The organism is Amycolatopsis sp. NPDC059021 (assembly GCF_042739895.1).
Classification (GTDB): Bacteria; Actinomycetota; Actinomycetes; order Mycobacteriales; family Pseudonocardiaceae; genus Amycolatopsis.
Genome location: NZ_JBHYIQ010000017.1, coordinates 70,176 through 90,318 on the forward strand (window position 1 = coordinate 70,176; position 20,143 = coordinate 90,318).

The window sequence follows — 20,143 nt, forward strand, 5'->3', positions numbered from 1 at the left end:
ACCTGGCCATGACGTGGTGCGAGGGGCCAGTAAGTCCGAGTCTCTCGTGCGGGCGTCAGCCCGTGACCGTTTCCAGGATCTTGACCGCCGTGCCGACGCCGTCCTCCGCGCGGATCAAATGGCCGAGCTGCTCCGCCCGCGCGGCGAGGCCCGGATCACCGGCGGCCCGGCGGATCGCGGCGGCCAGGTCGTCGGACGTCAGCGTGCGCAGCGGCTGCGGTGCGGGTGCGACGCCGCTCAGCTGCATCTGCCGCGCGAAGAACGGCTGGTCGAACATGAACGGGCAGACCACCTGGGGGCGCCCGGCGGCGAGTGCGGCGGCCGTCGTGCCCGCTCCGCCGTGGTGCACCACCGCGGCCATCCGGGGGAAGAGCCAGTCGTGCGGGACGTCGGTGAGGCAGAAGACGTCGTCGCCCAGTTCCCCGGGGTCGATCCCGCCCCGGCCGACCGCCAGCACCGCCCGCACCCCGGCCCCGCGGATCGCGTCGAGGACGATCCGGCCGGTCCGGACCGGATCGCTGCCGACCATACTGCCGAAACCCAGGTAGACCGGCGGTTTCCCGGCGGAGAGAAACGCCATCAGCTCGGCAGGCGGAGTCCAGCCCGCCGGGCCGGGAAGGAAGAAGAACCCCGGCGTGTGCACCGAATCCGGATACCGCGACCCCGCGGGCAGGACGTGCCTGCTGAAGCCCTGCAGCACCGTCGCGGGCCCGCCGTCCGGGCGGCGGAACACACCGGACCGGCGACGCGGCAGGCCCAGTGTTTCCGTGCGCCAGCGACCGGTCCCACCGGTGAAGGCGCGGACGAACAGGCGTGTCGACAGGTACGAGGCGCGATTGAGCGCGGCGGGCAGCGGGAACGGGAACAGCGGATCGGGGAACGACCGCGTCGGCACCCAGAACGGCTGGAGACACACCGAGACCGCCGGCACGCCGAGGAGTTCCGCGATCGCGTCCCCCGGCACGTTGACCTGGTGCACGACCAGATCGACGTCCCCGGAATCGGCCACCGCGAAGGCCAGCGCGGCGAGGTCGTCGAACACCCGGCTCATCGCCGCGCGATTGTGCCGCAGGAACTCGAGGCCGAGGAGTTTTCCGCGCAGGCCACGGAAATTGTTCTCCACCGCCTCCCACGCCCTGCGGTCGCCGACCAGCTTGTTGGTCCCGTCATCCAGCGGCACGATCCTGGCGCAATGCGGCTCGGCGATCGCGACCGCCGACGCCGGGCCCGCCAGCACCGGCTCGTGCCCGGCTCTGGTCAGCGCCATCGCGAGCGCGGTGAACGGCTGGACGTCGCCCCTGCTGCCGTGGGTGATCAGCAGGACCTTCACGACGACGCCCCGATGATGAGCAGTTGCTCCCGCAGTTCCCGCGCGATGGCCTCCGCGTCCTCCTCGGTGAAGAACCGCTTCGTCAGTACATAAAGGACGGTCAGCCTGCCACGGTAGGTCGACACGTAATAACCGGGGAACAGCGTGTCGTCGACGGTGTTGAGAATGTGCGTCTCGACGACCTCGACACCGTCGGGCATCGGGAACTCCGGCACCACACCGAGATTGCTGACCAGCGCGAACGACAGGTTGCGGTCGAGCGCGCTCTTGAGCGGCGCGCCCGCGCGCACCCCTTCGCCGCTCTCCAGCGCCGCGTCCATCTGCGCCTTCACCGACTGCCCGACCAGTACCGGGCTCATCCGCGTCGAGACGTCGACCTCGGCGACGTAGGAGAGCATGAAGTTGGTCGTCTCCAGCTCCCCCACCGGCGGTTCGACCCGCCCGCGAAAGTCCACAGGGGACACCGAGAACATCGGGACCGGGTCGCGGCCACCCGCGAACGCCCGCTGGGTGAGCAGAATCGCCCCGCTGACCAGCCCGTGCACGGTCGTGCCGTACCGCCGCGCGGTCCGCCGGATCCAGCTCGTCTCCTCCTCGTCGAGCCGGAGGTACCCGCTGAGCAGCCCGCCCTCGCCGTCGAGGATCGACGGGCCCGCAGTGTGGAACAGCCGCCGGTCGTACGGTATGAGACCGAGCCGCTCGTGGAACAGCTCCGCGGGCGGGGCAGGCAGCGTGCCCACCGGCTCGGCGGACCCCGCGTCCCCGGCGGCGAACAACCGGAGCAACTCGCGCAGATAGCCGAGCCAGCCGTTGGCGTCGACGATCGAGTGGTCCGCGCGCAGGGCGAGATATCCGTGGCGCTCGCCCCGCACGAGCACGAGGTCCGCGACAGCCTGCGAAGCGTCCCACGGCAGTTCGACGATCTTCGTCAGGACATCGGGAGCCTCGTCGAGGATCAGCAACTCGGGGACGTGGCCGTCCTCGACGCGCATCACGGCGTCGCGCCCCGCCCCGCGGATCCTCGCGCGCAGCACGGGATGCGCGGCGCACAACGCCCGGAACGCGCGGTCGAGTGCCTCGGGGTCCAGGTCGCCCTCGTACTCGGCGGCCATGATGACGACCCGGTTGAAATGCGCCAGCTCCAGGTAGTTCAGCGGACGTTCCACCATGGTCATGACAGGGTCCATTCTCTGGTGCAGAAAGGGGTTCCGTTGATCAGGACTTCCGCGGTCACGGTCGCGGCGGCGGCCCGCATGTCGATCTCGGCGCGGACAGTCGCCCGGCCGCCGTCGGAGGTCGCCGCGGTCTTCTCCCCCGACGCCCGCATCCGCGCGCCCGCCGCGTCGCCGTTGGCCACCTCGAAACCGAGCAGTGTCTTCATGGCGAGCGATCCCTCCGCGTAGCGGACCCGGTCCTCCTTCGCCACGGTGAGCCGCACCGCGTCGCCGAGGTGATCGCGCGTGACCTCCCAACGGTCCTTCGGGACGTCCCTGGCGCCGGACGTCCGTCGTTCCGGCGGATCCACGAGGACGTCGGTGAGCGAATCCGGATCGCACACCGGCAGCCTGAGCGTCGTCGCGGTGTTCGCGCCGTAGCCCTCCGCGGCCAGGCCGACGTAGTCCCCGGACGCCTGGATGACACGCACGCCGAGCGTCGCGGGCTTCCCGGCAGGCCACAGCCTCGGGACGTCGGCCACCGCGAGCACCAGCCGGAGCCGGTGCCCCGCCGCCACCCGGTAACACGTCGGGTCGAGCCGCACCTGCACGATGTAGGGCGACCCGTTTCGCCGGGGCCGCAAGGAATCCAGGTCGACCACGCCCATCGAGACGAGCACCGACCGGTCCTGTTCGTCCACATCGGTCACCTTGACCACGCAGCGGGACGCGCTGGTGGCCGGGGTGATGATGACCCGCGCCACCGGGCTGCCCGCCACCAGCACCGGCTCGGGGAACGGCGCGCTGGTGAACGCGAGCGACCGGGTGTCGTCCTCGTGCTGGTCGAGCGGATACCCGAACTTGTCGATCGGGTGATTCGTGAGCCCGCTCAGCGCGCCGACGGTGTCGTCACTCCGGCAGCCGGTGGTCACGACCGCGGACGACCGCCCGGTGCGGCTCGACCGGTAGAGATGCCCCGAGCGCGCGGCGACGAAAACGTGGTCCCCGGTCTTCTCCGGTGGCCAGCGCGGTGCCTGCACCCAGCGGCCCGCACCGCCCTGGACGAAGAAGGTCGCCGACTTTTCCCGCGTGCGCGGCACTTCGCCGTGCAGCCACCGGTCCCACCAGGCGCAGGCCAGCGCGGCCGAAGGCACCGGTTCGACGCCCGCGACGTCCGGGAAGGTGTGCAGCCACGGCCCCACCAGCAGCCGTTTCGGGCCGCGGATCTGCTGGTACGCGGTGATCATCGACGCGCAGAACAGGTCACGCCAGCCCGCGACGCACAGCGACGGCACGGTGATCCTGCCGGCGTCGACGCGGCGCTGCTCCCACACCGGATGCCCCGGCGGGTGCAGCCACGAATCGGTGAACCACGGTTCGAACTTCTCGAGCCGCTCCTTCCACAACGTCTCGTATTCGGCCTTGTCGTGCTCCCGCAGTGGAGGCAGAAGCGCGCAGAAGATGTTGTACAGACTGAGATGCCCGAACATCCCGATTCCGCCGCGCAGGCCCGCCGGGTGTACGAGGTCGCGCTCGGCGTCGGTCCAGCCCATCACCGGGAAGATCGCCCGCAGGTGCGGTGGCTGCCTGCTCGCCACGGCCAGCGTCGTCATGCCGCCGTGCGAAAGGCCCCACATGCCGACCCGGCCGGTGCACCACGGCTGCGCCGCCGCCCATTCGACGACCGACACGCCGTCGTCGACCTCCTCCGGGCTCAGGATCGGCCGGGGCACGCCCTCGGAGGTCCCGATGCCGAAACTGTCCACATAGAGCACCGCGTAGCCTCGCTCGGCGAAGTAGCGCAGGTATTTCCGGGCCGCGATCCCGCCGAGCCCGTCCTTCCGTCCGGTGTGGACGGTCACCAGCGCGGGCACCCGGCCCGCGCCCTTCGGCAGGTACAGGTCCCCGCCGAGGGTCAGCCCCGGCACGCTGGAGGGGATGCGGACGTCACCGGTGAACTCGACCTCGTACCGCGGCGGGCGCGACCGGGGGAACCGGATCGGGGGACGCGTCACCACAGGTCCTCCCGCGTCCTCGGCCCCGCCCAGCGCAGGGCCGCGCCGCCCCAGCTCATCCCGCCGCCGAAGGCGATCAGCAAGACGACGTCGCCCGCGAAGACCTTCCCGGTCCGCACCGCGTCGTCCAGGGTGATCGGGACCGACGCCGCGCCGGTGTTGCCGTAGCGCTCGATCGTCAGGTGCATCTGCTCCGGCCGCAGGCCGATGGTGTCGGCCAGTTCGTGCAGGATCGTCCCGTTCGCCTGATGGGGCACGAGCAGGTCGACGTCGGCGATGTCGAGTTCGGCCGCCTTCACCACGTCGGCGACGAGTTCGGGCACGACCCGCGCGGCGAAGTCGCGGACTCCCCTGCCGTTCATGGCGAAATGGTGCTGACCGGTGGCGAGGGTTTCCGCGCTGGCCGGACGGCGGCTGCCGCCGGCGGGAATGCCGACCATGTCCACGAGCGTGCCGTCGGAGCCGAGGGTGCTGGCCAGCAGCCCGCGCCCGGTGCCGCTCTTGCCGAGCACCACCGCGCCCGCGCCGTCACCGAACAGGACGCAGGTACGCCGGTCGGAGTAGTCCAGGATGCGCGAGTAGATGTCGGCGCCGATCACGAGCGCGGTGCGCGGGCCGGGATCCGCGGTGAGCATCGCGTGCGCGGTCACCAGCGCGTAGACGAACCCGGAGCACACCGAATCGACGTCGAACGCCGCCGCGCGGACGGCGCCGAGCTGGGCCTGGACGGCACACGCTGTCGCGGGCATCGGCTGGTCCGGGGTCGAGGTCGCGACGATGATCAGGTCGAGGTCGGTGGCGGCGATGCCCGCGGCGTGCAGCGCCCGGTGGGCGGCCGCCGAGGCCAGGTCGGACGTCGCTTCGTCGGGGGCGGCGACGCGGCGCTCCGCGATGAGCGTCTTGTCGAAGATCCACTGCTCCCCCACCCCGAGGCGCTTACCGAGCGTCTCGCTGGTGAGGACCGTTTCCGGCAGGTAGGAGCCGGTTCCGAGAATCGCGGTGTTCATGACATGGGTGACCTTTCTGGGGACACAATTCACCTGGGAAAGGAATTCCTGGAGCTTGTTATTCGGCGACCTTCGTCCGGTCGCACCAGACGAAAACGGGAGCTTCGTCGCATCCCCCTGGCGATTCGCGATCCAGCACGAAATGTTCGTACCCTGCCCGGAACGGAATCTTCAGGTACCTCGCGGAGAATTCCGAAAAACGGACGCTCATCCGGTCGGGGACCCCGTCCGGACCGCCTTTCAGGCACACGTCGACACTCGGTTCAGCCGCGCCCATGGCTCGTTCACCTCCTCTTCGTTTCAGCCGGCTCGTCTCCGGTAGGCCCGCATGGCGAGCGGGAAGAACAGCAGCACAATCACGACCATCCACAGCAGACTCCCGGCGAGCGGGCCGGCGACGGGGCCTCCGGCGAGCAGCCCCCGCATGACGTCCGCGAGCAGGCTGACCGGGTTGACCCCGGACCAGGCCCGTAGCCAGCCCGGCATACTGGCGCTCGGGACGAACACATTGCTCGCGAACACGAAGGGCATGAACAGCGCGATCGTGACACCCTGCACCGAATCGGGGCGGCGGACGACCATTCCGATGTAGACGGTCACCCAGCAGAAGCACAGCCCGGCTGCCACCAGCAGCCCGGCCGCCGCCAGCGTCGCGAACAGTCCGGTGTGGATCCGGAATCCCATCGCCGTGCCGACGGCGAGTACCGTGCCGAACGCGAGCAGGTAGCGGACCACGTCGGCGAGCACCCCGCCGACCAGCGGTGCGGCGCGGGCGATCGGCATGCTGCGGAAGCGATCGAACACGCCCTGGTCGACGTCGATGTTGAGGCCCACCCCGGCCGACATGCTCGCCAGCAGCACGGTCGGCACCAGCAGGGCGGGCACCAGAGCACGCAGGTACGACGTGGTGTCCCCGGCTATCGCGCCGCCGAACAGGAAACCGAACATCACCAGGAAGAGCACCGGCTGCACGGTCACATCCACCAGATGCTCCGGGTTGCGCCGGATCTTCCGCAGTCCACGTCCACAAAGGACAGCGCAGTGCCGCACGGCGTCGCCGGGCCCGACGTGCCGCCTCGCCTCCGTCTCGCTCATACCGCACTTCCCTCCGGCACCGGCCGCTCGCCGGGCGTACCGGTGAGCGAAAGGAACACCTCGTCGAGACTGGGCAGCCGCAAGGCGAGTTCATCCGCGGCGATCCCCGCCTGATCCAGCTTCCTGGCCACAGTGGACACCACCAGCGGATCGCGGGCCGGCACGGTCAGCAATCCGCTGGTGGTGTCGTAGGCAGGCGCGGCGCCTGCCAGCTTCCCGACGATCCCGGCGACCACGGCGACGTCGCCGGGAATCGCGGGCCGGACCTGCAGCGTGTGCCCGCCGATCCGCCGCTTGAGCTCGCCGGGGGTGCCCTCGGCGACGACCCTGCCGTGGTCGAACACCGCGATCCGGTCGGCGAGCCGGTCCGCCTCCTCGAGATACTGCGTGGTGAGCAGCACCGTGACGCCGTCGGCCACGAGGCGCCGGACGACGTCCCACAGTTCCCGGCGCACATGGGCGTCGAGACCGGTGGTCGGTTCGTCCAGGAAGAGCACGCGCGGCCGCCCGAGCAGGCTCGCGGCCAAGTCGAGCCTCCTGCGGGTCCCGCCCGAATAGGTCTTCGCCGCCCGGCCGGTCACCTCGCCCAGCCGGAACCGTTCGATCAGCTCGACCGCCCGTGCCCGCGCCGCCCGCGCGGACATGCCGAGCAACCGTCCCATGAGGACGAGGTTTTCGGTGCCGGTGAGATCACCGTCCACCGACGCGTACTGTCCGGTGAGACCGATCACCTCGCGGACCGCGACCGGATCGCGAACGACGTCGTGTCCGTCCACAATGGCCACCCCGGCGTCCGGCCGCAGCAGCGTCGCCAGTATCCGCACCGCCGTCGTCTTCCCGGCACCGTTGGGGCCCAGCACCCCGAGCACGGTGCCCGCCGCGGCGGCGAGGTCGATCCCGTCCAGTGCCACGGTCGGCCCGAACCGCTTGACCAGACCTTCCACCCGAATACCCCGTGCCATACAGTCCTCCAGCGACACTCGCGTTCACCGCGGCCGATACGTCGATTCTCTTCGGGCCGGGGCGAGGGCGGCAATCCGTGAAGCGAAGCGTTCGATCCCTGGAGAATGTCCACCGGACACCGATAGCCGAAACCCCCGTCCGGCGAATGCCGTACGAGGGTTTTTGATTGGCCCCTTGCGCCGGCCGGGCGAGGTTCTCCCGGTACCGCCCGCCGCGAAATCAACTACGGCGCAACGTTTCCGACGGCTTTTCGCCGAACCGGCGCTGATAGGTGGCGGCGAACCGGCCGGTGTGCAGGAAGCCCCATTCGGCCGCCACCGCGGTCACCGTCACCGCGTCGGACTGGGCGGCGCGCAACTGGTCGTGCACCCGGCGGAGCCGGATCTCGCGCAGATACTCCATCGGCCGCATGTTCAGATGCTTGCGAAAACCCAGCTGCAGCGAGCGTTCGGTGACATCGGCCTCGCGGGCGAGGCTCGCCGTCGTGTGCCGCCACTGCGGATGGCTTTCCATCCATTCCAGCGCGATGCTGACCGCGCGCGAGGGCGCCACGGCCACGTCACCGGTGAGCATGCTCGAATAGTTGTTCGCGTGCGCCACCAGCAACGCGCTCATGAGTGTCCACTCGAAACGGTCCGCGACCACCGGCTGTTCGATCAGCGTCCCCGGCCGGTCCAGCTCGGTGACCAGCAGATCCACCGCGCGGCGCCAGCTCCGGCCGTAGCCGGAGCCGATGTCCATCGACGGCGCGAAACGCAAGGGTCTTCGCAGCGGGACACCGAGCAGGTCGCTCAACCGCGCCTCCAGCGACGCGCGTTCCATGCGCAGCACCAGTTGCGTGCAGTCGGCGGTCCAGCGCATGGTCACCGGATCGGTCGGCGAGAGCACCGACGCCTGCCCGGCCCCCACGAGCACCCGGTCTGGACCACAGCGGATCTCGGCCCGCCCGGTCAACGGGATGAGCACCGCGAAGAAGGTGTCCTGCGGCGCGTAGCGGATGCGCACGTCGCACCCGTAGCCGACGTAGTTCACCGACATGTCCCGCAGCCGCACCGAATGCATACGAGCGTCCAGCCGCCCGGCCTGCCCGAGGACCTCGAGCGTGTGCGGACACAGGACCCGGCCGCACACCTCCCTCACGTACTCCGGATCGCCGCAGTGGAACAACTCGTGGCGCGCGAGGGGCAACGACGCCTCAGGGACCTCGACCCTGACCACAATGACCTCCGACCTTCGAATCGTTCGGTGAACCCCCCAGGGAAGTCGCGTCGTCGCGCCCTCGTGATCATCCTTCACCCGCGACCAGGCGCCGGAATCCACCGTCGGGGTGAAATCCAGCGCCCTGAATTCTCTGCTTTTCTTACACACGAAACCGCCGGCTCGCCCGAAACGAAGGCCGACGCCGGCAGCACAGCCGATTGTAGGGACAGCGACAACGCACTCGCATCGGTCGAAAGAACGAATTCGCGGGCCCCGTACTCCCGGTCCTCTCGCGAGGAGTGAGTCAGGCTATGCCGAGGTCACGCGCGAACGCGGCGAGCTGGGTGCGGCTGCGCAGATCCAGTTTGGCCAGTATGCGTGACACATGCGTCTTGACCGTCGACTCGCTCACTCCGAGTTCCCGTGCCACTTCGAGGTTCGAACAGCCGTACGCGATCAAGCGGATGACGCCACGTTCGCGTTCGGTCAGGGGCGTGGCCCCGCGCTGCTCCCGCCTGCCGGGGCGGCCACCGCGGAATTCTTCCAGCAGTTCCCCCGCCGCCTGCGGGGAAAGCCACGCCTCCCCGCCCGCGACGGCTTTCAGCGCGGCGCCGAGCGTCCACGCCTCCTGGTTCTTGATCAGATAGCCGCGCGCCCCCGCCCTCGCGGCGCGCGCGGCGTCACCCCGGCGGTACGCGTCGGCGAGAAGCAGCGCCCATGGCGCGCGCCTCCCGGTGGACCGGACCACATCGGCCACGACGGCGATCCCGTCGCCGCCGGGCAGGTCCCGGTCGACGAGAACCACGTCCGGCTCCACGGCGGCCAGCGCGGCGAAGACGTCGCTCCCCGTTTGCGTGACATCCTCGACGACTTCTGTTTCCGGCTCTTTCGCGAGAATTCTCCTGATTCCGTTCGAGCTGATGGACGAGCCCAGGACCAGCAATATTCGCATCACGATCGGCGCCTACCGGTTCCGGCTCCTTCCCGGATTCCCGGCATGCGGTACGCGCTGCGCGAAACAGTGTCCCCGGTCAAGCATTCCACCTCCGACTGCGGCCGCCCGCGCGGCCACGACATCCCCGCACCGGGACCAAAAATTAGCGTGCCCCTGACGAAACCGGCAATCTGCAAACCGTCCGTGTTCATCCCCTTACCGCATGCCGTCCGGCTCGTGACCACGAATTGCCGCCGTTCAGCCGAGCAGATTCTCCGCCACCCGGCCGAAGCGGTCACTCCGGTCCTTCCGGACGTGGCCGGAACGCGGACGCGACCACTTCGGCCGCCGCGATCTCCACCGGCTGACGCCAGGAGCGCGCGAGCGCCAGCAACGAGTCGCGACCGGTCGCCGGATCGGTCTTGTAGCGCTGGGCCAGGACGCCGGTCGCCTGCGCGATCACCACCGTACGGTCCAGTTCCGCCTGCAACGACGCGCTCCGCGACGCCTTCTCGCGAATCCGCTGCCGATGCAGGAGACCGATCGCCGCGGCGTCCGCAAGCGCGGAGGCCGCCCGCAGTGCGTGGGCGTCTTCGCCCTGCCCATCCGTACGAACGAGGCACAGCAGCCCGACCGTCTCCGTCCTCCTGCGCAACGGCACCACAGTGGAGTCCGAAAGCCACAGCCGGGCCCGCGTGAGATCCACTCCGGCGTCGGCCACCATCCGCAACCGCCCGCCGTCCCCGGCGAACAGCAGCACCGCGCCGTCGGCCCCGGCCAGCTCCCGCGCCCGCTCGACGAGGAAACGGCCGAACCTCGACTCGTCGAAATCCGGCGCCGACGTGTCGGACAATAGGATCATCGACTCGATCACCTGCTCGCCGCACATCGCGGCTCCCTCCGCCCGGCACCGTTTCCGGCTTTCCTTGCCAGGACAATGAAACACGAACCCCGGCCGCCCACCACACCCGAGAGCAGGTACCGCGGGGCAACGGTTGCCGAGCGTGTCCGCGATCGGCTTTCCCGCGCAAACGGGTACCGGATCCCACGACGGTGGACAACTCCCCGCCAATGCGGCAGGGTTGGCTCCCGTACGCCCGTGCTGTCCCAGACCCCGATGGTCGAGCGTGAACTCCGAATGGAATTCCGACCGACGCGATCGACCCGGGAGCAGCCGAAATGCGCGGGAATGCCCAGGAACTTTCCCACGTCCTGCCTACCGCGAGCACTTTCACCAGACCGGACGCGCGGCTCATCAGGGCCGCGGTGACCGGCGAGCGGGAGGCGACGAACACCCTCGCGGAGGTCCTGCGGCCGATGGTGCTGCGCTACTGCGTGAGCAGGCTCGGCGTCCAGGAGACGGGCTGCGCCGGCGCCGAGGACTGCACCCAGGAGGTACTGGTCGCGGTGCTGGTCGCACTGCCACGCTATCGCTATCGCACCGACCGCTTCCTGTCATTCGTCTTCGGTGTCGCGGCACACAAGATCAGTGATCTGCTCCGGCGGCGCGGCCGGGAACGGTGTGAGCCGCTGCCCGATCCCGACGCCGTGGCCGCCCCCGAACCGGTCCCGCCGGAGGACGCGGTCGAGCGCCTCGACCAGCAACGCCAGCTCAGGCGGATGCTCCAGCGGCTCCCCGACAACTACCGGGAGGTGCTCGGCATGCGCGTGCTGTTCGGGTTCACCGCCGAGGAAACCGCCTCCAAACTCAACATGCCCAGCGCCGCCGCGGTCCGCGTCACCCAGTTCCGCGCGTTGACCAAGCTGCGCCGGTCCGCCCCTGCCGCCCCGCCACGGGAGAGCGCGCTGCTCGGCGCATCGTAGTCACCAGGCCGGTTGCATCCGGAATCGCCCGATCAGCTCAAGCAGCTCACCACCGCGCGGGCTCGGGCCGTGCCGCCGGACGGCCTCGTCCAACGGCCACAGGCGATCCCGCGTCCGCGCCGAGCGCAGCCCGCGCGCCAGCTCGATCGCCTCCGCGCCCGCGCCGGTGGCCGCGTCGAGATCGCCGGCCAGCGCGTGGCACACCGCCAGCCAGATGAGCGTCAACGAGCGGCTGCGGGCCATCTCCGGGCCATAGCCCTCGATCGCCTTCGTCAGCTCGGGAATCGCCCGTGCACCGTGCTGGGTGTCGACCGTCCTGGCGAGCTCGGTCAGCACCGTCCCGGCCATTGCCGCGAGGTCGTTCGCGCCGAAAAAAGCCGCCCACGGCGCGGGCGTCATGTCCCGGGAGTCCGCGAACTCGTCGGCCGCCCGGCTCAGATTCGCCAGTGCTTCGTCGGCGTTGCCGCACAACGCGAATGCCCACGCCTCGTTGGCCGAAAGAATCGCCTTGGCGAGCGCCGATCCGGCGCGCCGCGCGGCTTCCTGGCCACGGGCGAAGTCCGCCATCGCCGCCCCGACGGCGTGGTAGTGCAGGTGCAACCTGCCGAGCCGGTAGCAAACGTTCGCTACCAGATCATCGTTGTCCGCCTCGGTGGCCAGTTCGAGCGCACGCTCGAATCTACGCTGGGCCACCCTGGCGTTCCCGGCGTCGAACTCGGTCCAGCCCAGCAGGTTGTGCGTGTCGGCGAGCGCGGTGCACAGCCGCGCCCGGAGGTGCTCGGGCACCAGGCCCCGCCGCAGCAGGCGGCCGCTGGTCTTCAGCACCCGCAGCGCGTCCCGGCAGTAGCCGCCGCCGAGACGGTAATCGAGTGCCCGGAATGTCCCGACGGCCGCCTCCAGGTCGTCGATGTCGGCGGTGTCGACCCGCACCGGAAGCCGTTCCTCATCAGTGAGCGCGGTCATCGCCCCCCACCTCCGAACGCACCACGGGTCGCTGACGGATATCCATGGAATTCCCACGCTCCTGCTATTTCAACCGGACGAATAGTCAGCCGTCTGGGTCCAGGACGGGATTACACCGGCGCGGCACATCTGCGTACCCCGGGCGTCCACAGCGTCACCGATGTTAGTAAGGCCGGGTGCCGGTACCATCCGCCGATCGGGCGCACTGTTACTGCACGCAGTTATCGACGCATTTTCATCCGCACTTTCCGATGCACGGGAATCCGTGACCGGCACAATGCACGCCTGCCGCGCACGGGAATATCAGGCGGAGAAGAGATCCTGGACGTCTTCGGAACGCGAGACGACCGCCGTGGCGACCTCGGTCAGTTTCCGGTTGTTGCGCCGGGAATATCCGCGCAGCACCGTGAACGCGCCCGCCATGTCGAGGCCGAGACGTTCGGCGATGAAGCCTTTCGCCTGCTCGATGACCACCCTGCTGGACAGCGCCGTCTGCAGCTGTTCGATGAGAACGTCGTAGTGCCGGGCCGACCGCGCCTGCAGGAGACCGATCGTGGCCACGTCGACCATGGCCTGTGCGGTCCGCATCGACGGCCCGTCGAGCGCCCCCGGCACGCCGATCAGCAGGTTCAGCACGCCGACGATGTCGGACCGCAGCCGCATCGGCAGTGCGTAGGCGGCCTGGAATCCCGCCGCGGACGCCTTGAGCGCGAACGAGGGCCACCTGGCCTCCGCCTCGGGCAGGTCGGTGTGGCCGACGACCGCACCGAGACGATACGCGTCGGCGCACGGGCCTTCGTCGGTCTGCAGCTGGAACAGCTCGAGGATCCGGGACTCCTCGTCCGCGCTGGCCACCACCTGCAGCCCGCCGCGGGGATCGGCCAGCAGCACGCCCGCCGCGTCGATCTCGAGCAGTTCGACACAACGCTGGGAAAGAAGGTGGAGGAAATCCAGCACGTCGAAGTCGTCGACCAGAGTGTCCGCCAGTTCGACGAGTACCTCGGTCAGACTGTCGTCACGCATCGACCCTCGCACCTCCGCACCCGGAACACCCTACAACGATCACGGTCATCCGCTGCGTCTCAGCCGGGATCCCGTTCGGGTGCGAATCTCAGCCGCCGCGCGACCACATCCGCCGCCAGCTCCGTCAGCCCGCGGTGTTCGGCGAAGGCACGTGCCCGCAGCCGGGCGTAGGCGTCCTCCAGGCTCACGTCCAGCTGTGCGGCGACCATTCCGGCCGCCTGGTGCACCTGTGGGCTCAGCAAGGGGAAGCCGTTGCCCGACCCGACCAGCATGCCACCGGCCGCGTGGGTCTGCTCATTGAGAAGCAGGACCCAGACCAGTTCGGCGAAGGAGAGCGCCTCACCCACCGCCGCTCTGGGCAGCGACCCGGGTTCGGCACGGTAGAGCGTCAGCGCGCCGGCCCGGCTGGCCCCGGTCGACAGCGGCAGCACGTGACACGCGCGGGCCCCCGCTTCGACAGCCAGCGGCACGAACAGCGGCCAGCGGCGGCCGATCGCCGGGGCCTCGAGGTCGGCGACGAGAAGGGGAAGGCCGGTACGCAGCGCCATGCTCCCCGGCCCCTCGCCGACGGTCGTTTCGATCTCGGCGAGCCGGGTGCCCAGTTCGCCGGTGGCGTACCGCAGCTCGGCGGCGCCGGAGCCGGTGCCGACCACCAGGTACGCGCCCTTCACACCGAAGCGATCCACCACGGCCTCGCAGACGAACTCCACGGTGACGCGCCTGCGCCGCGCCCGCGCGAGATCGCACAGCGAAGTCCAGAGCTTCGCCAGCCGCGAGTCGTCTCTGCTTCCGTCGTGAACCGTGACCACGTTGTTCCAGGCTTTCCGAGCGCCGGCGGCTTTCCGAACAGGAAAACCCTTGCCGATCCTACCTATCGCCGGACACATCGCCCGGCGCAACACCCCGGCCGGGTGACCGTGCACGGGCGCGCGCTCTCCCTCGTCCGGCGCCCCGCGCCGACCCGGCCCGACCGGCTCGATTCCGGTCTCCCGCATTGTCGCCGATCATCGACTCCCGGCGAAACAATACCGATACCTTCTCACGAAACGGTGAAACAATAGTGCCGAAAGTCCCTGCTCCCCCGATGCGCACGCATCAGGAACCGTCTCGGCACGCACACATACTTCCTTGTACCGCAAGGGAAACAGCCGCGCGACAGCGCACCCGATTGCCCTATGGTGCGACGGGGAAGGACGGGGAATACTGCGTTACCGGGCCCGCGGAGCCGTTTTTTCCGGACGACCGCCCGACCCGTCCCCGTTTCCCGATCACCGTTCGAGGGAAGTGTCCCAGAAATGATCGAATACACCATGGTTCCGGAGGAGTACCTGCCACTCGCCCAGGTGCAGTCCACCGAGGAGGGTGAGCTGCTCACCAAGCAGAACGTGGTGGGCGTCGCGCTGGGCACGAAGTGGTCGAACGGGGTGGACACCGGGGACAAGGCGATCACGGTACTCGTCGACACGAAGATGCCGCTGGACATGCTCCACGAGGAGGACCGCGTACCCGCCTCGTTCGGCGACACCCCTACGGACGTCCAGGAAGTCGGCGTGCTGCAGGCCGGACGCGCACTGACAGCGCCGGTCGAGAACGGCGCCGCCCATGCAGTGCTGGACGAGCCGCAACTCCAAGCCCCCCTGCTCCGCCCCGGCGACCTCGCCCGTGAGCAGGCCGGCCCGTTCGCGCTGGCCAAGCGTTTCCGGCCGGCGTACGGCGGACTGAGCGTCGGGCACTTCAAGATCACCGCGGGAACGATCGCCACAGCCGTGTACGACGCGTCGGCGTTCCCCGGCAAACCGCAGGCCTACTACATCCTGAGCAACAACCACGTACTCGCGAACTCGAACAACGCCGCGATCGGCGACCCGATCCTGCAGCCCGGCCCGTTCGACGGCGGCGCGCTGACCGCCGACGTCATCGCGCGGCTGAGCCGCTTCGTGCCGATCAAGTTCCGCCAGCCCGGCCAGCCGGTGCCGCTGAACTTCGTCGACGCCGCGATCGCGCAGGGCCAGTTCAACGACCTCGACCGGCAGATCTTCTGGATCGGCTACCTGCGGGGCGTCAACTCCAGTCCCACGATCGGCATGACCGTGCAGAAGACCGGCCGGACCACGAACTGGACCACCGGGCAGATCCGGAACATCAACGCGACCGTGGACGTCAACTACGGCAACGGGCAGGTGGCCCGTTTCGCCCAGCAGTTGCTGACGACCGACATCTCCGCGGGCGGGGACTCCGGCAGCCTGGTCGCCGACCTCGGCGCCAACGCCGTCGGCCTGCTGTTCGCCGGGTCGCCGGTGGTGACCGTGCTCAACCGCATCGCCCTCGTACAGGCGCTGCTCGGCATCCGGGTGTACCCGTAACATGCCCGCGAAAGGCCGCCCCGACCTCGCCGCCGCCCTCGAAGCCGCCGCGCGCTGGCTGGACGAGGTGCCCGGCGTCGTCGGGGTCGGCCAAGGCGACGCCGGTGGCTCCCCCACGATCGACGTCTGGGTGAACCCCGGCTCGGTGCCCGCCGACCGGCTGCCCTCCCGGCTTTTCGGTGTCCCCGTGCACGTACACGACACCGGTGGGCCGCTGGAGGCGAGCTGACCCCCCTCGCCAGGCGAGCCCCGAAGGGGACTTCCGCCGCGCCGCCCGCGGCGGAAGTCCCTTCTTCGCGTGCGCACCTGGTCCGATGGGCGTGATCTTCGGCGCTCACTCTGCTCTTCCGGTCGAAATTTCCCTGCGCCGTAACGGCTTCGGCGGAGGCTGACCGGACTGCGGGAGTTCTTCCCTGCCTTCCTCAAGGCCTTCGTGTCCAAACGCGACGGAATCATGTCCGGACGCCCGTGCCGTCCTCGGCGCGGCGCCCGCGGCAACGCCGACGAGCTCGCCGCCACCACCGAGGCATTCGCCCAGCATCCCGACGCGGACATCCTCAGGAGTTTCCCCGGCCTCGGCGCACCTGCCGGCGCCCGCCTCCTCGGCGAGATCGGCGACGACCGCACCCGCTTCGCCGACGTACGCGCCCTCAAGACCTACGCCGACAGCGCCCCCATCACCCGAGCCAGCGGCAAAAGCTACACAGTCCTCACCCGCCGGATCAAGAACCAGCGCCTGGCCACCGTCGGCCATCTCAGGGCCTTCTCCGCCCTCGCCGCACCACCAGGAGCACGCCGTCGCTACGAACGCCGACGCCAAAACCGGAGACCGCCACGCAGCCGCGCAACGCAACCTCCGCCTGTCCACACACCACCACTTCGACATCGCAAAACCCTTACACAGCAAGGAAAAGTGCGTTCTGCAAGTTCACCCGATCGATAGCACACATGTTCGATCGGGCGGAGTAGAGTGGTGTTGTGGCCGTCGAGAGCAGCACCCAGGCATCGCGCACCGAGTGGTGGCGCGAGGATGTCGGCTGCCTGCTGGACAGGCTCCTGGAGTCCGAGTGTGCGCAGCGGCGTGAGGCCGCAGTGCAGGGCGAGGTCATGGCCGAGCTGGAACGGCGCGGGATACGCGATACCACCGGCTACGGCAGTCTCGTGCGGCTGCTGCAGGAGACGTTGAACATCCCGTACGCCGAGGCGAAAGCTCGCGCGGCGCGGGCACTGGCGTTGAACGGCACCCGCGACCTGACTTCCGGCGAGCAGCCGCCTACTGCGCCCGCCACCGCACAGGCCGCTGCCGAGGGCGCGGTCGGCGCCGCGCAGATCGACGAAATCCTGCGGGTGCTGGACAAGCTCCCCAAGACCGTGTCGGTGCAGGATCGGGAGCAGGCGGAGAAGATCCTCGCCGAACTCGCCCGCGCCGCCGGACCCCGGGAGATCCGCGCTGCCGGACGACGCCTGTTGAGTCAGCTTGATCCGGATGGGAAAGAGCCGAAAACCCGGGACCCGAAGCCGTTCCAGCCGGAGTTCTCGATCGCTCCGCATCGCGATGGCGGGCATCAGATCAAAGCTCGCGTCGATGATGAGACCTCCGCACGCCTGCAAGCGATGCTGGATCCACTCGCCAAGCCACGCCCGGCCACCGAGGAAGAGGGCCGCGACACCCGCACCCAATGGGAGCGACGCGGGTGCGCGTTCTCGGAACTGGTGCGGATGTGGGCCGAACATCCCGACTTGCCGACGCAGGCCGGGGAAGCCACGCATATTGTCGTGACAGTCAGCTTGGAAGAGCTGCGGTCCGGGATCGGTCAGGCCACTCTCGATCTGCTCGGGGAGATCACCGCTGCCGAGGCGCGGCGGCTGGCCTGTGACGCGAAGATCATCCCGATGGTGCTGGGCTCGCACAGCGAACCCCTCGACGTCGGCCGGGCCCAACGCCTCGCCACCCCGGCCATCCGCCGGGCCTTGATCCGCCGCGACGGAGGCTGCGCGTTCCCGGGGTGCGATGCGCCCGCTTATCGTTGTACGGCGCATCATGTGGTGTATTGGGCACACCATGGTGAGACCAAAGTGGACAATCTCGTGCTCTTATGTTCCGTCCACCACAAGCTCATCCACCACTCCGAATGGGAAGTCCGCATCACCACCGACGGACTACCCGAATTCATCCCGCCTGCCTGGCTGGACGCCACCCGCACACCCCGACGCAACACCATCCACCTCAGAACCTGAGTCGTGCCGATCACGAACCCGTTCCACCTGGGTCCTTTGTGGACTTTGGTGTGACGAAGGGAGCTTTCAGTGCGCTCAGTGCTGTGAAGGACCCCTTCACAGCACTGGGTACGCCTCGTCGGGCGTGACTTGTGAGACGAGGGCGGCCTGTTGTGGTTATCGAGGCAAGAGAGCCAAGACCATGGTGCAGGTCCCCGGCGGGCCGAGATGACAAGGGCCTCCCTCGGCTCGCCTCACCTTGAGTACCTCGTCGACAGCGCTCGCTCGAAATCGGCACCCCGGAAGCGGTGTCAGTATGTGGCGCGGAGGCGGGTGAGGGTGGCGAGCCAGGCTTCACGAGAGACCGTGAGCTGACCTGAGGAGCGGTCCTTGGTGTCGCGGATACCCACCGCCTCGGCGAAGGCCACCTCGACGCAGTCACTTTTGTCGAGGCTGTAGCTCGACTTACACCAGACCACGCCCGACATACTTGGCCTCCGCTCTGTCGGACAGCCTCCTCGGTCAACGCCTTGCCCAACAGCATCCTAACGAGACCGCGATGAGCGGCAAACTTCTGTCAGCGTGCAGCGCGGAGGCGAGTGAGGGTGACGAGCCAGGCTTCACGCGAGACGGTGAGCTGACCTGAGGAACGGTCCTTGGTGTCACGGACACCGACGGACTCGGCGATCGCCACCTCGACGCAGTCACTTTTGTCGAGGCCGTAGCTCGACTCACGCCAGACATACCTCCGCCCTATCGGACAGCCTCCTTGAGCCGCATCCGGGAAGCCTCCTCGGTCATCGCCTTGTCCAGCAGTACCGTAGCCAGTCCGCGATGGGAGGCGATTTTCTGCTCCTCCGTGCGGAATGATCCACCGGTTGTGTGTTCCGCGTACAGCACGGGCACCTGGTCGTCGAACTCGTAAAGGACGAAGGAGTCGTTCTTCCCGCGATGGTACTTCCGTTCATCGGGAACGATGCGCACCGAGACATGCGGCAGGTCGATCATCCTGAGCAGGTGGTCGATCTGATCAGACATGATGTCTTCGTTACCCACCTCGTTCAGAAGTACGGATTCCGCAATGATGGCGAGTAGCTGTACCGGATTCTGCCGAGTAAGGATGTTCTGTCGAGAGAGCCGAGTGATCAGAAGCAAGTCGGCCTGCTCCAGGCTGATGTCGCCTTCGCTGATGATCGCCCTGGCGTAGTCAGCGGTCTGCAGCAGCCCGGGGACGACCACCGGCTGCCAGGTGGTGATCTGCTTGGCGACTCGCTCGCACTCCATCACCCCTATGAGACCAGGCGAAAGTTCTGTCGAGTCCTCGGCCACCCCCGGTGGCAGCCAGTTGGTGTCTCGGGCGTGATACGCCATATTCATCAGGCGCTCGTAGCGGTCTTCGCTCACCCTGAGGCAGCCGAGCAGGCGGGCGACCTGGTCCGGTCTCGGCAGCCGGAGGCACCGTTCCCAGAAGGACAGCATCCCCTTTTCCATGTCCAGCATGCGTGCCACGTGACTCAGCGAGAGCCCGCTCTCCCCGCGTATTCCGCGCAGCGACGCCGCGAGCGCCCGCGCGCAGGGCGAATCGGTGGTCGGCTTCATGCTCCGATCGTACGAATGGGGTCCATTCCCCATTTGATCGACACGGGTATCGGTTTGATACCCGGCCAGGGTCATTTGCACCTAACCGGCCCGGGACCTTCGTGTCTTCACCGGTCACCGCGCGCTGTGTGATCCTTCGTGCATGGACACCACGAAGTCCCGGCCCCCGAACCTCGGCGCCCAGAGCAGCGAGGTCGAAGCACTGCGGAACCGCCTCCGTTACTACCGTACGCGGGCGGATCAGCTCCAGTACGCGCTGGATCACCGGCTGCCGATCGAGCAGGCGAAGGGCATCCTCGCCGAACGCTACGGGATCGACGTGGACGAGGCGTTCACCATGTTGCGGTCCTTCTGCCGCGACCACAACCTCAAGATCCACGACGCCGCCCGGGCGTTGATCGGCCAGACGGGTGAAGCCCGGCGCGTCGCGTGCTGAGCAGTACCGTGTCCAGCCTG

The 20,143-nt window shown here is 68.9% G+C and carries 21 protein-coding genes and 1 pseudogene; 6 read left to right on the forward strand and 16 right to left on the reverse strand.

The genetic code is table 11. The annotated features are described in order from the left end of the window. Nucleotides 1-55 precede the first annotated feature (55 nt). The 10 genes from ACFWX1_RS13225 to ACFWX1_RS13270 form a co-directional block, all read right to left on the reverse strand. A complete protein-coding gene (locus ACFWX1_RS13225) occupies nt 56-1,330 on the reverse strand; it encodes a glycosyltransferase (RefSeq protein ID WP_378386886.1) in 1,275 nt (424 codons plus the stop codon). Then, on the reverse strand, nt 1,327-2,505 hold the full coding sequence (locus ACFWX1_RS13230) for a hypothetical protein (protein ID WP_378386888.1): 1,179 nt from the start codon (nt 2,503-2,505) through the stop codon (nt 1,327-1,329). Before ACFWX1_RS13230 ends, ACFWX1_RS13225 begins: the two co-directional genes overlap by 4 nt. Beyond that, nucleotides 2,502-4,499, reverse strand: coding sequence for a CocE/NonD family hydrolase (locus ACFWX1_RS13235; protein WP_378386890.1), 1,998 nt, complete (start codon nt 4,497-4,499; stop codon nt 2,502-2,504). The genes ACFWX1_RS13230 and ACFWX1_RS13235 overlap by 4 nt, the downstream gene beginning before the upstream one ends. Beyond that, nucleotides 4,496-5,506 (reverse strand): 3-oxoacyl-ACP synthase III family protein, encoded by a 1,011-nt coding sequence (locus ACFWX1_RS13240; RefSeq protein ID WP_378386891.1) that lies wholly within the window; start codon nt 5,504-5,506, stop codon nt 4,496-4,498. Before ACFWX1_RS13240 ends, ACFWX1_RS13235 begins: the two co-directional genes overlap by 4 nt. 58 nt (nt 5,507-5,564) lie before the next feature. Further along, nucleotides 5,565-5,783, reverse strand: coding sequence for a DUF5988 family protein (locus tag ACFWX1_RS13245; protein ID WP_378386893.1), 219 nt, complete (start codon nt 5,781-5,783; stop codon nt 5,565-5,567). A 23-nt stretch (nt 5,784-5,806) separates the two neighbouring features. Next, nucleotides 5,807-6,601: an ABC transporter permease gene (locus ACFWX1_RS13250; RefSeq protein WP_378386895.1), complete on the reverse strand. Its 795-nt coding sequence runs from the start codon at nt 6,599-6,601 to the stop codon at nt 5,807-5,809. Then, entirely contained in the window at nt 6,598-7,563 is a 966-nt protein-coding gene (locus ACFWX1_RS13255) for an ATP-binding cassette domain-containing protein (protein ID WP_378386896.1), read from the reverse strand. Before ACFWX1_RS13255 ends, ACFWX1_RS13250 begins: the two co-directional genes overlap by 4 nt. A 220-nt stretch (nt 7,564-7,783) precedes the next feature. Then, complete coding sequence (locus ACFWX1_RS13260; protein WP_378386898.1) at nt 7,784-8,782, reverse strand: AraC family transcriptional regulator; 999 nt, start codon at nt 8,780-8,782, stop codon at nt 7,784-7,786. Nucleotides 8,783-9,068: 286 nt separating this feature from the next. After that, the gene (locus ACFWX1_RS13265) at nt 9,069-9,716 is read right to left on the reverse strand and encodes a LuxR C-terminal-related transcriptional regulator (RefSeq protein ID WP_378386989.1); all 648 of its coding nucleotides are present in this window, start codon (nt 9,714-9,716) and stop codon (nt 9,069-9,071) included. A 277-nt stretch (nt 9,717-9,993) separates the two neighbouring features. Next, complete coding sequence (locus ACFWX1_RS13270; RefSeq protein ID WP_378386900.1) at nt 9,994-10,587, reverse strand: ANTAR domain-containing protein; 594 nt, start codon at nt 10,585-10,587, stop codon at nt 9,994-9,996. A 290-nt stretch (nt 10,588-10,877) separates the two neighbouring features. Here ACFWX1_RS13270 and ACFWX1_RS13275 point away from each other — a divergent pair, with 290 nt between their 5' ends. Then, nucleotides 10,878-11,522, forward strand: a complete 645-nt coding sequence (locus tag ACFWX1_RS13275) for a sigma-70 family RNA polymerase sigma factor (protein WP_378386902.1) — start codon at nt 10,878-10,880, stop codon at nt 11,520-11,522. Here ACFWX1_RS13275 and ACFWX1_RS13280 read toward each other — a convergent pair whose 3' ends face one another. The 3 genes from ACFWX1_RS13280 to ACFWX1_RS13290 form a co-directional block, all read right to left on the reverse strand. Next, the gene (locus tag ACFWX1_RS13280; protein ID WP_378386904.1) at nt 11,523-12,485 is read right to left on the reverse strand and encodes a hypothetical protein; all 963 of its coding nucleotides are present in this window, start codon (nt 12,483-12,485) and stop codon (nt 11,523-11,525) included. It lies immediately after the preceding gene. A gap of 303 nt (nt 12,486-12,788) precedes the next feature. Then, a complete protein-coding gene (locus ACFWX1_RS13285; protein ID WP_378386906.1) occupies nt 12,789-13,508 on the reverse strand; it encodes a GAF and ANTAR domain-containing protein in 720 nt (239 codons plus the stop codon). 59 nt (nt 13,509-13,567) lie between these two features. Further along, nucleotides 13,568-14,317: a GAF and ANTAR domain-containing protein gene (locus tag ACFWX1_RS13290; protein ID WP_378386908.1), complete on the reverse strand. Its 750-nt coding sequence runs from the start codon at nt 14,315-14,317 to the stop codon at nt 13,568-13,570. A 486-nt stretch (nt 14,318-14,803) separates the two neighbouring features. On the opposite strand from ACFWX1_RS13290, the gene ACFWX1_RS13295 reads away from it, so the two are divergent. The 4 genes and pseudogenes from ACFWX1_RS13295 to ACFWX1_RS13310 all read left to right on the forward strand — a co-directional run bounded on the left by ACFWX1_RS13295 (nt 14,804) and on the right by ACFWX1_RS13310 (nt 18,109). After that, on the forward strand, nt 14,804-15,871 hold the full coding sequence (locus tag ACFWX1_RS13295; RefSeq protein ID WP_378386910.1) for a serine protease: 1,068 nt from the start codon (nt 14,804-14,806) through the stop codon (nt 15,869-15,871). 1 nt (nt 15,872) lies between these two features. Continuing rightward, a complete protein-coding gene (locus ACFWX1_RS13300) occupies nt 15,873-16,100 on the forward strand; it encodes a hypothetical protein (RefSeq protein ID WP_378386912.1) in 228 nt (75 codons plus the stop codon). A gap of 270 nt (nt 16,101-16,370) precedes the next feature. Continuing rightward, nucleotides 16,371-16,755: pseudogene (locus ACFWX1_RS13305) on the forward strand (transposase); the annotation flags it as partial. Between the two features lie 94 nt (nt 16,756-16,849). Beyond that, the gene (locus ACFWX1_RS13310; RefSeq protein WP_378386914.1) at nt 16,850-18,109 is read left to right on the forward strand and encodes a DUF222 domain-containing protein; all 1,260 of its coding nucleotides are present in this window, start codon (nt 16,850-16,852) and stop codon (nt 18,107-18,109) included. 290 nt (nt 18,110-18,399) lie between these two features. On the opposite strand, the gene ACFWX1_RS13315 is transcribed toward ACFWX1_RS13310, so the two are convergent. From ACFWX1_RS13315 to ACFWX1_RS13325, 3 genes are all read right to left on the reverse strand, one after another. Further along, nucleotides 18,400-18,576 (reverse strand): DUF397 domain-containing protein, encoded by a 177-nt coding sequence (locus ACFWX1_RS13315; RefSeq protein WP_378386916.1) that lies wholly within the window; start codon nt 18,574-18,576, stop codon nt 18,400-18,402. A gap of 89 nt (nt 18,577-18,665) precedes the next feature. After that, nucleotides 18,666-18,959: a DUF397 domain-containing protein gene (locus ACFWX1_RS13320; RefSeq protein ID WP_378386991.1), complete on the reverse strand. Its 294-nt coding sequence runs from the start codon at nt 18,957-18,959 to the stop codon at nt 18,666-18,668. Then, entirely contained in the window at nt 18,842-19,687 is an 846-nt protein-coding gene (locus tag ACFWX1_RS13325; RefSeq protein WP_378386918.1) for a helix-turn-helix domain-containing protein, read from the reverse strand. Before ACFWX1_RS13325 ends, ACFWX1_RS13320 begins: the two co-directional genes overlap by 118 nt. A 142-nt stretch (nt 19,688-19,829) precedes the next feature. On the opposite strand from ACFWX1_RS13325, the gene ACFWX1_RS13330 reads away from it, so the two are divergent. Further along, nucleotides 19,830-20,123: an ANTAR domain-containing protein gene (locus ACFWX1_RS13330; RefSeq protein WP_378386920.1), complete on the forward strand. Its 294-nt coding sequence runs from the start codon at nt 19,830-19,832 to the stop codon at nt 20,121-20,123. Nucleotides 20,124-20,143: the final 20 nt, after the last annotated feature.

Excerpts from the sequence above, each read along its gene's own strand:
- ACFWX1_RS13230 (WP_378386888.1), bottom strand. The coding sequence starts at position 2,505 with ATGACCATGGTGGAACGTCCGCTGAACTACCTGGAGCTGGCGCATTTC.
- ACFWX1_RS13240 (WP_378386891.1), bottom strand. The coding sequence starts at position 5,506 with ATGAACACCGCGATTCTCGGAACCGGCTCCTACCTGCCGGAAACGGTC.
- ACFWX1_RS13245 (WP_378386893.1), bottom strand. The coding sequence starts at position 5,783 with ATGGGCGCGGCTGAACCGAGTGTCGACGTGTGCCTGAAAGGCGGTCCG.
- ACFWX1_RS13250 (WP_378386895.1), bottom strand. The coding sequence starts at position 6,601 with ATGAGCGAGACGGAGGCGAGGCGGCACGTCGGGCCCGGCGACGCCGTG.
- ACFWX1_RS13255 (WP_378386896.1), bottom strand. The coding sequence starts at position 7,563 with ATGGCACGGGGTATTCGGGTGGAAGGTCTGGTCAAGCGGTTCGGGCCG.
- ACFWX1_RS13265 (WP_378386989.1), bottom strand. The coding sequence starts at position 9,716 with ATGCGAATATTGCTGGTCCTGGGCTCGTCCATCAGCTCGAACGGAATC.
- ACFWX1_RS13270 (WP_378386900.1), bottom strand. The coding sequence starts at position 10,587 with ATGTGCGGCGAGCAGGTGATCGAGTCGATGATCCTATTGTCCGACACG.
- ACFWX1_RS13275 (WP_378386902.1), top strand. The coding sequence starts at position 10,878 with ATGCGCGGGAATGCCCAGGAACTTTCCCACGTCCTGCCTACCGCGAGC.
- ACFWX1_RS13280 (WP_378386904.1), bottom strand. The coding sequence starts at position 12,485 with ATGACCGCGCTCACTGATGAGGAACGGCTTCCGGTGCGGGTCGACACC.
- ACFWX1_RS13285 (WP_378386906.1), bottom strand. The coding sequence starts at position 13,508 with ATGCGTGACGACAGTCTGACCGAGGTACTCGTCGAACTGGCGGACACT.
- ACFWX1_RS13295 (WP_378386910.1), top strand. The coding sequence starts at position 14,804 with ATGATCGAATACACCATGGTTCCGGAGGAGTACCTGCCACTCGCCCAG.
- ACFWX1_RS13300 (WP_378386912.1), top strand. The coding sequence starts at position 15,873 with ATGCCCGCGAAAGGCCGCCCCGACCTCGCCGCCGCCCTCGAAGCCGCC.
- ACFWX1_RS13315 (WP_378386916.1), bottom strand. The coding sequence starts at position 18,576 with ATGTCGGGCGTGGTCTGGTGTAAGTCGAGCTACAGCCTCGACAAAAGT.
- ACFWX1_RS13325 (WP_378386918.1), bottom strand. The coding sequence starts at position 19,687 with ATGAAGCCGACCACCGATTCGCCCTGCGCGCGGGCGCTCGCGGCGTCG.
- ACFWX1_RS13330 (WP_378386920.1), top strand. The coding sequence starts at position 19,830 with ATGGACACCACGAAGTCCCGGCCCCCGAACCTCGGCGCCCAGAGCAGC.